10 protein-coding genes are annotated in these 7,823 nt (G+C 66.6%); 6 read left to right on the plus strand and 4 right to left on the minus strand.

Annotated features, from left to right (window positions below):
- The first annotated feature begins 42 nt into the window (after nucleotides 1–42).
- From ACGG9C_RS16185 to ACGG9C_RS16200, 4 genes are all read left to right on the plus strand, one after another.
- On the plus strand, nucleotides 43–1,026 hold the full coding sequence (locus ACGG9C_RS16185; protein ID WP_194385059.1) for a squalene cyclase: 984 nt from the start codon (nucleotides 43–45) through the stop codon (nucleotides 1,024–1,026).
- A 74-nt stretch (nucleotides 1,027–1,100) separates the two neighbouring features.
- On the plus strand, nucleotides 1,101–2,036 hold the full coding sequence (locus ACGG9C_RS16190; protein WP_071043072.1) for a nucleoside hydrolase: 936 nt from the start codon (nucleotides 1,101–1,103) through the stop codon (nucleotides 2,034–2,036).
- A 69-nt stretch (nucleotides 2,037–2,105) separates the two neighbouring features.
- Nucleotides 2,106–2,501, plus strand: a complete 396-nt coding sequence (locus ACGG9C_RS16195) for a metalloregulator ArsR/SmtB family transcription factor (protein WP_194385058.1) — start codon at nucleotides 2,106–2,108, stop codon at nucleotides 2,499–2,501.
- Nucleotides 2,498–4,393: a cation-translocating P-type ATPase gene (locus tag ACGG9C_RS16200; protein WP_194385057.1), complete on the plus strand. Its 1,896-nt coding sequence runs from the start codon at nucleotides 2,498–2,500 to the stop codon at nucleotides 4,391–4,393. Before ACGG9C_RS16195 ends, ACGG9C_RS16200 begins: the two co-directional genes overlap by 4 nt.
- Nucleotides 4,394–4,414: 21 nt before the next feature.
- Here ACGG9C_RS16200 and ACGG9C_RS16205 read toward each other — a convergent pair whose 3' ends face one another.
- The 4 genes from ACGG9C_RS16205 to ACGG9C_RS16220 all read right to left on the minus strand — a co-directional run bounded on the left by ACGG9C_RS16205 (nucleotide 4,415) and on the right by ACGG9C_RS16220 (nucleotide 6,682).
- Nucleotides 4,415–5,374 (minus strand): aldo/keto reductase, encoded by a 960-nt coding sequence (locus ACGG9C_RS16205; protein ID WP_194385056.1) that lies wholly within the window; start codon nucleotides 5,372–5,374, stop codon nucleotides 4,415–4,417.
- Between the two features lie 198 nt (nucleotides 5,375–5,572).
- On the minus strand, nucleotides 5,573–6,034 hold the full coding sequence (locus ACGG9C_RS16210) for a GNAT family N-acetyltransferase (RefSeq protein ID WP_194385055.1): 462 nt from the start codon (nucleotides 6,032–6,034) through the stop codon (nucleotides 5,573–5,575).
- 139 nt (nucleotides 6,035–6,173) lie between these two features.
- Complete coding sequence (locus ACGG9C_RS16215; protein ID WP_194385054.1) at nucleotides 6,174–6,434, minus strand: Txe/YoeB family addiction module toxin; 261 nt, start codon at nucleotides 6,432–6,434, stop codon at nucleotides 6,174–6,176.
- The gene (locus ACGG9C_RS16220) at nucleotides 6,431–6,682 is read right to left on the minus strand and encodes a type II toxin-antitoxin system Phd/YefM family antitoxin (protein WP_194385053.1); all 252 of its coding nucleotides are present in this window, start codon (nucleotides 6,680–6,682) and stop codon (nucleotides 6,431–6,433) included. The genes ACGG9C_RS16215 and ACGG9C_RS16220 overlap by 4 nt, the downstream gene beginning before the upstream one ends.
- Before the next feature lie 272 nt (nucleotides 6,683–6,954).
- Between ACGG9C_RS16220 and ACGG9C_RS16225 the strand changes: the two genes are divergently transcribed.
- Both ACGG9C_RS16225 and ACGG9C_RS16230 read left to right on the plus strand, forming a co-directional pair.
- Complete coding sequence (locus ACGG9C_RS16225; protein ID WP_194385052.1) at nucleotides 6,955–7,194, plus strand: hypothetical protein; 240 nt, start codon at nucleotides 6,955–6,957, stop codon at nucleotides 7,192–7,194.
- Between the two features lie 127 nt (nucleotides 7,195–7,321).
- A partial coding sequence (locus ACGG9C_RS16230) for a hypothetical protein (protein WP_390178909.1) occupies nucleotides 7,322–7,823 on the plus strand: 502 nt, incomplete at its 3' end.

A 7,823-nucleotide genomic window follows, 5' to 3' on the forward strand; every position in this document is an offset into this window, starting at 1 on the left:
GAGGTCTTCCCCGTGTCGGCGCCGAGGTCTACTGTGCGAGCCATGGTCGTCGAACAACGTGTGCTCGAGTGGATGCTGGACACCGATCCGGCGCTTCGGTGGCAGGTGGAGTGCGACATCGCCCACGCTCCACCCGAGGTGTGGCAGGCGACGCGGGCGCGCGTGCCGCATGAGGGGTGGGGTGCGCTGCTGCTGTCGAAGCAGGACGACGACGGCCAGTGGGCCGGTGGCGCGTACTTTCCGGCGGGCTTCTTCGGCAGCGAGGAGCAGACTCAGCCGGGCCAGCCGTGGGTCGCCACGACGTGGACGCTGAAGGATCTGCGCGAATTCGGCGTTCCCGCCGACGCCCTCGGTGACACCGCCGCGAGGCTCGAGCGGAACAGCCGATGGGAGTACGAGGACCTGCCCTACTGGAACGGCGAGGTCGATGTCTGCATCAACTCGTTCACGCTGGCGACCGGCGCCTGGCTGGGCGTCGACATGACCGATCTCGCCACGTGGTTCCGCGAGCACCGGCTCGACGACGGCGGCTGGAACTGCGAGGCCGAGGAGGGCGACTCGGTGCGGTCGTCGTTCCACTCGACGCTCAATGCGCTGCGCGGTCTGCTCGCCTACCAGCGGCTGACCGGCGATGAGTCGCTCACCGAAGTGCGCCGCACGGGCGAGGAGTACCTGCTCTCCCGCCGGCTGATGTATCGCGCATCGACAGGTGAGCTCGTCGACCCGTTCGTGACGCACTTCATCTACCCGAACCGGCACGTCTACAGCGCTCTCGCCGCTCTGGACTACTTCCGCGATGCCGCCGCGTACGAGGGCACCGCCCCGGACCCGCGCCTGGCCGAGGCGATCGACCTCGTGCGTGAGCAGCGTCAGCCCGACGGCACGTGGATCCAGTCCCGTCGCCTCGCGGGTCGGGTCTGGTTCCACATGGACGTTCCCGAGGGCGAGCCCTCCCCGTGGCTGACCCTCATCGGCACCCGCGTTCTGGAGTGGTGGGACGCGTCGCGAGAGGCGCCCGCGGCGTAGCTCCCCAAGAAGGACTCGGCACACGCTCGAAACATGGCGCCTCTACAGTCGGACGCGATCCGAAAGGCCTCGCCATGACCCTCCGCCTGATCCACGACACCGACACCGCGCAAGACGACGCGTTCGCGCTCATGATCGGGCTGCGGCATCCGAACACGCGCGTCGAGGCGGTGACCGTCAACTACGGCAACGTCGACTTCGATCAGATGGTCGAGAACGCCCTGTACACGATCGAGGTGGCCGGCTTCGGCGGCCAGGTGCCGGTGTACGAGGGGTGCCGGCTGCCGCTCATCGCTCCCTTCGACGACTCGTCGTACGTGCACGGGGTGGATGGATTCGGCGGCGCGAACTTTCCCAAGGCGGCGCAGCGGCCTGAGACCGAGAACGCCGTGTCTGCGCTCATCCGTCTGATCAACGACAACCCCGGCGAGCTGACGATCATCGCTCAGGCGCCGCTGACGAACCTCGCCTGTGCTGTGGCCGCCGACCGCTCGATCGCCGGCAAGGTGAAGCACCTCTACGTCATGGGCGGCACGAACAATGCGCTCGGCAACATCACCGCGGCGGCCGAGGCGAACTTCTGGCATGACCCCGAAGCGGCGAAGATCGTGCTTGCGGCCGGGTTCCCCACGACGATCGTGCCGTGGGACCTCGTGATGTCGCACGGGCGGTTCAGCCCCGATCAGCTGCGGATCATCGAGGAGCTCGACACCCCGCAGTCGCGTTTCTTCACCCGCGCGAACCGGGCGAGCGTCGAATACGTCGAGAAGACGCATGGGGTGCCCGGCAGCACTCATCCCGACTCGATCGCCGCCGCGATCGCGGTCGAACCGTCGATCATCACGAAAGCGTCCGACTACTTCGTCGACGTCGAGACGAACCCGGGCCTCACCCAGGGATACATGCTCGTCGACGCCGTGCGTCGCTCGGGCCGCGAGCCGAACGCACGCGTCATCGAGGCGATCGATCAGGACTTGTTCTTCCAGACGATGGTCAACGCCCTCTCCTGACCACAACCGCCGTCCTCTCGGACGCGATCTGCCTTCCACGACACGGACAAACTGACCTAGTATCTGCGTATGGGTGAAGATTCACAGGCGTGCACCTTCGATGCATCCAGTCAATACGTCGACCTCGCGGCCGAGGTGTTCTCGCTGCTGTCGGATGCGACACGGATCCGCATCATCCTCGCCCTGCGCCGAGGCGAACTGTCGGTCGGCGAGATCGCGGAACGTGTGGGCAAATCGCCGACCGTCGTGTCGCAGCATCTCGCGAAGTTGCGGTGGGCGCGCATCGTCGCGACGCGTAAGGAGGGCACCCGGGTGTATTACAACCTCATCGACGAGCACGCGCGACAGCTCGTGACGCATGCCGTGTTCCAGGCTGAGCACGTCGTGGGCGACACCCTGCCCCGTCATCACGTCGGCGCATCGGGCCTGCCGGTGGCAGACGGCGATGCGGAGACAGCGCCGTGAGCGTCGACGCGCGCACAGCGACACACGTCACCTCGGGCGCACGGGAGCGGAGCCTGTGGGGCCGCATCGACCGCGGCGATCTGATCCGCACCCTCTTCGTCGCCGCGTGTGCCGTGGCGGTCGCGCTCGGCGCGACCTGGCCGTGGCCGCAGGTACCGGTCATCGCGGTCGTGGGTCTCGTGGTGGGATGCTGGCCGATCGCCACCGAGGCCTGGGAAGACGTGCGACACCGCCGCATGAGCATGGAGCTGTCCATGCTCATCGCGATCGTGGCCGCCGCCGCGATCGGCGAATGGGTGACCTCGCTCGTGATCGCTGCGTTCGTGCTGGCTGCCGAGATCCTCGAAGACCTCTCGATGGATCGCGGCCGCGACGCTCTGACCGACCTCATGAGCTTCCTGCCCGACACCGTGCAGGTGCGCACCGACGATGGGTCGCCGGTCACGCGACCGCTCGCCGACGTGCAGGAAGGCGACACCGTCATCGTGGCGCCCGGGGGTCGCATCCCGGTCGACGGGGTGGTCCTATCCGGTCGGTCGAGCGCGGACCAGTCGCGTATCACCGGCGAGTCGTGGCCGGTCGACCTCTCCCCCGGCAGCGAGGTCTTCGCCGGGTCGATCAATCAGATCGGGGCGGTCGAGGTGCGCGCCGAACGCGTGGGCGCCGACTCGTCCTACGGCCGCATCGTCGACGCGGTGCGTCAGGCGCAGTCGTCGGAGCCACCGGTGCAGCGCCTCGCCGATCGTCTGGCCGCATGGCTGGTCTACCTCGCTCTCGGCGGTGCGGTGATCACCTATGTGGTCACGCGCGATCTCGAAGCGACGATCGCCGTGGTGGTCGTCGCCGGCGCGTGCGGCATCGCCGCGGGGACGCCGCTCGCCGTTCTCGCCGCCATCGCTCGCATCGCCCGTGCCGGCGCCTTCGTGAAAGATGGCGCACACCTCGAGGCTCTCTCGGCGGTCGACACGGTCGTCTTCGACAAGACCGGCACGCTCACAGCCGGCACGCCGTCGGTCGTGGAGGTGCGCACCGACGGGATGCTCGATCAGGACCGTCTGCTGACCTTCGCGGCGTCGGCGGAGGCCTACTCCGAGCATCCACTGGGGAAGACGATGGTCGCCTCCGCCCGGACGCGCTCCCTCGAGCTGTTCCCGGCGTCGGAGTTCACCTATGAACCCGGATGCGGTGTGACGGCTGTGATCGAGGGTCACACCGTGGCGGTGGGAAACCGCACCCTGGTGGCAGACGCACCCGAGGTGGTCGACGCGCCGGGAATCGCTTCACCCGTTCACGTCGGCGTCGACGGAGCGTATGCCGGCACGATCCTGCTGGCGGATGTCATCCGCCCCACGGCTCGGGCGGCGATCGCCGAATTTCATCGGCGCGGTGTTCGCACGCTCATCCTCACCGGCGACCAGCCGGCGACCGCGCAGGCGGTGGCAGCCGAGCTCGGCATCGACGATGTGCGGGCCGGCCTCCTTCCGGAGCAGAAGCTCGCGGCGATCGACGCCGAGCGCGAAGCGGGGCGACGAGTGGCCATGGTGGGCGACGGGGTGAACGATGCCCCCTCGCTCGCGCGTGCTGACGTCGGCATCGCCATGGGGTCGGGAACGGACATCGCGCGCGAGAGCGCGGACATCGTGCTGATCAGTTCTGACCTGAGCGATCTCGTGCACACCCTGCACGTCGCCAGGCGGGCACGCCGGATCGTCATGGCGAACTTCGTCGGCACGATCGCGATCGACCTGGTCGGGATCGTGCTGGCGTCCTTCGGACTCCTGAGTCCGGTGGCGGCCGCATTCATCCACGTCGGCAGCGAGACCGCGTTCATCCTGAACTCTGCGCGCCTCATCCCTCGCCGACGCGTGGGCGCGAAGGTGCAATCCGGCTGATGCAGCCCGGGGCCGGCGTGCTCAGGCCGAAACGGCGGCGGGCGCCCACTCCGAGACGCGGTCGAGTTCGGCGATCTCGTCTGAGGTCAGGTCCAGACGGGTGCTGGCGAGCAGGTCGGTCAGCTGCTCGACGCGTGAGGCGCTCGCAATCGGAGCGACCACGGTCGGCTTGGCGCGGAGCCACGCCAGCGCGGTCGTCGTGATCGACGCGTCGTGGGCGTTGCCGATCTTCTCGAGGGTGTCGATGATCTCGATGCCCTGCGGCGTCGCGTACTTCGCGGCCCCACCGGCGCGCGGCGAACCTCCGCCGTCGGCACCGGCCGAGCGGTACTTGCCGGTGAGGAATCCGCTCGCGAGCGCGAAGTAGGGGACGAGGCCCATCCCGAACTCTTCCGCGACCGGGGCGATGTGCTCTTCGACATCGTTCCGGTGCACGAGGTTGTAGTGCGGCTGAATCGCAACGGGGCGCGTGACGCCCAGCTCGTCGGAGATGCGAACCCACTCGCGGATGCGCTCGGCGCTGTAGTTCGACACCGCAGTGTGGCGGATGAGGCCATCGCGCTGCAGCTCCGCGAACGCGGCGACCGTCTCTTCGAGAGGCGTCTCGGCGTCGTCGAAGTGGGCGTAGTAGAGGTCGATGGCGTCGATGCCCAGGCGTCCGAGAGATGCTTCGGCGGCGGCGCGCACGTTCGACGCCGACAGCCCCTTGAAGTCGGGGTGGGTGCTGACCTTCGTGGCGATGACGAGGTTCTCGGGCTTGCGCTGCGCGAGCCACTCCCCGATCAGCGTCTCGCTCTCGCCACCGGAGTTTCCCGGCACCCACGCGCTGTATCCGTCGGCTGTGTCGATGAAGTCACCGCCGCCGGCGATGAACGAGTCGAGGATGCGGAACGACGCGTCGCGGTCGGCCGTCCAGCCGAACACGTTGCCGCCGAGGGAGAGAGGAAGAACGTCGAGGTCGCTGTTTCCGATCTGGGTCATGTTTGGATCAACGGCGAGCGCGACTCGGTATTCCGGGAGCGGTGGTTGCAAGGACGCCGTCGCGCTTTCGACGTGCGGTTGGGGTTCACCCTGCGCGCATCGCATCGGGCGAGGTACCCGGGCATTGCTCGCGCCACACCAGGCGCACCACCCATGCCCACGGAAATGCGCCCCGAAGGTTCACTCACGCTGAGGCATTCAGACCGAGAGTCGGAAGTAGGCGCTGTTCGGATCCTCAACGTAGTCGGCGAACGGCCCACGGATGCGGAATCCGTACTTCGCGTAGAGAGCGCGAGCGGGTGCGAAGTGGTCCTGCGTGCCGGTTTCGAGGTTGACCTCACGGTACCCGCGGGCCCGACACTCCTGCAGGATCGCCGTCAGCACTGCGCTCGCCACCCCACGACCGCGGGCTGCGATGCTCGTGCGCATCGATTTGAGCTCACCCATCGCGGCGTCGTGCTGCTTCAATGCCCCGATGCCGAGCAGCACGCCGGTTTCGGCGTCACGCACACTCCAGAACGTGATGCTCGGATGCGCGAGCGCATCAGGGTCAAGCGCATGCACGCTCTCCGCTGGCGCTGTCTCGAACATGTCCCGCAGATGCTCTTCAAGCAGCGCGAGCACGTCGGCCGCCCTCGGATCATCAACCGAAATCAGCACCCTCCGAGACTAACGACGAGCCCGTCACCTCATGAGCGCCGCCATCCCTCGCGGCCCCGCGAGGAGTACGCAGCCTGCACGACCGGCGACTTGAGAACTTGGTCGCCCGCTGATGGACCGGCATCCGCGCCCCTGTGATTCAGTAGTGGTCTCGCGCCTGCAGTATGACGATGTGGTCATCGGTCACGTAATAGACGAGTCGGTTCTTCTCGTCGATGCGACGAGACCAGGCGCCGGAAAGAACGTGACGGAGCGGTTCGGGTTTCCCGATGCCGTCGAACGGATCACGAACGACATCCGCGATCAGCAGGTTGATCCGCTTCAGCGTCTTGCGGTCCTGTGTCTGCCAGTAGACGTAGTCCTCCCACCCGTTCGGGTCGAAGGCAAGCGATCGCGTCACGCGTCAAGGAGGTCGTGCTGCTGAAACTCGCCGCGGCGTGCGCGCTCGACAGCCTCGAGCAGTCGCTCCGCGTTCGCAGGGTTGCGCAGGAGGTAGGCCGTCTCGGTCAGTGCGTCGAAGTCGTCCTTGGACATGATCACAGCGTTGCCGCGGCGGGAGACGACTTCAACGGTCGTGTGGTCCTCGTTGACCTGCTGAATGAGCCCGAACAGGCTCTTTCGCGCTTCGGTCGCGGTGATCGCGGACATGGTGGCACACCCCTCGTTGAGTAGTACGTAAAACGGTACCACTCTACGACCGGTCGAGGACCGACAAGCGTGCGCGACCTGTGGACTCTCGCTCGGCGGCAGAAAGCATTTGTGCCCGGTCGGCTCGGTACCCTTCAGCCATGCGATCTCGCTCGTCACACCCTAATGAGTATTTCGCCGTCGACCCCCGAGTGCCGCTACCTGCTACTTGGCCGACCGTCGGGATCGTTGGACGCATCGGACGCGGCGAATTTGCTGGCCATTGGGTTTACGTGGACCCATATTGGGAGGATGCGGTGGGCGAGGGGCTGCCTGTCGGATACGCGCTCGAGCTTCCCGCCGGTCGACTGCGCGACGTCGCCGGCAGACCGCTACTCGACGACGGCACATACGACTCCTTTCGTTCGGCCGGACAGGGAGGATTCATCGACATGCTGACGACCGCCCTGGAAGTCGTCTGGTTCACCGATCCAGAGACCATCGCGGATGTCATGGCAACCATGCGCGGATGATGAGTGACGTCGCACGCTGAGCCACCGCCATGCGGTCACGTACTCCCCACCCGAAGGCCGGACTGATCTGGTCCGCAGTCGGTAGCCTGAGGAGAGAGAAGCGATCCAGGCAGAGTGGAGACCCCGGGTGACAGGTACGTCGATCATGAGCCGAGCCGGCTTCACGTCCGATCCTTTTGCGACTTGGGACTCCGACCGTGAGGAGTATCTCGCAGACTACTTCGTGCCTCCGCCCTACTTTCCGAGCGTGCTTGGCGACCCGACGGCTCCGGAACCGACGATCGTCTTTTCGCCGCGCGGCACCGGTAAGTCCGCGCTTCGACGAATGCTCGAGGTGAAGTCAGTTAGCGATTCGGTACCGTACCTGGCGATCGCGTACATGGACTTTGAGTGGGCGGGCAGCGGGACCCCATCGGTTGAAGAGCATCACGTTGAGATCGCTCGACTCGTTGCGCTGGCCATCCTGTCCGAGATCGAGGCGGAGCCGACGGAAGCGTCGTTCCATATCAACGATTACGACCGGGGTGTCCTTAAGACTGCAACGACCGCGCTCCTGTCCACGCTGACTGCAACCCAGTTTCGCGCCGCGATGGGATCGATCAAGAATCGTCACGACAAGGCCAACGATT

Source organism: Microbacterium sp. MTN4-26 (genome assembly GCF_042846595.1).
GTDB lineage: Bacteria > Actinomycetota > Actinomycetes > Actinomycetales > Microbacteriaceae > Microbacterium > Microbacterium luteum.

Bases quoted from the DNA above. Each gene is read 5' to 3' on its own strand.
- ACGG9C_RS16185 (WP_194385059.1), top strand. From the start codon at position 43: ATGGTCGTCGAACAACGTGTGCTCGAGTGGATGCTGGACACCGATCCG.
- ACGG9C_RS16190 (WP_071043072.1), top strand. From the start codon at position 1,101: ATGACCCTCCGCCTGATCCACGACACCGACACCGCGCAAGACGACGCG.
- ACGG9C_RS16195 (WP_194385058.1), top strand. From the start codon at position 2,106: ATGGGTGAAGATTCACAGGCGTGCACCTTCGATGCATCCAGTCAATAC.
- ACGG9C_RS16205 (WP_194385056.1), bottom strand. From the start codon at position 5,374: ATGACCCAGATCGGAAACAGCGACCTCGACGTTCTTCCTCTCTCCCTC.
- ACGG9C_RS16220 (WP_194385053.1), bottom strand. From the start codon at position 6,682: ATGTCCGCGATCACCGCGACCGAAGCGCGAAAGAGCCTGTTCGGGCTC.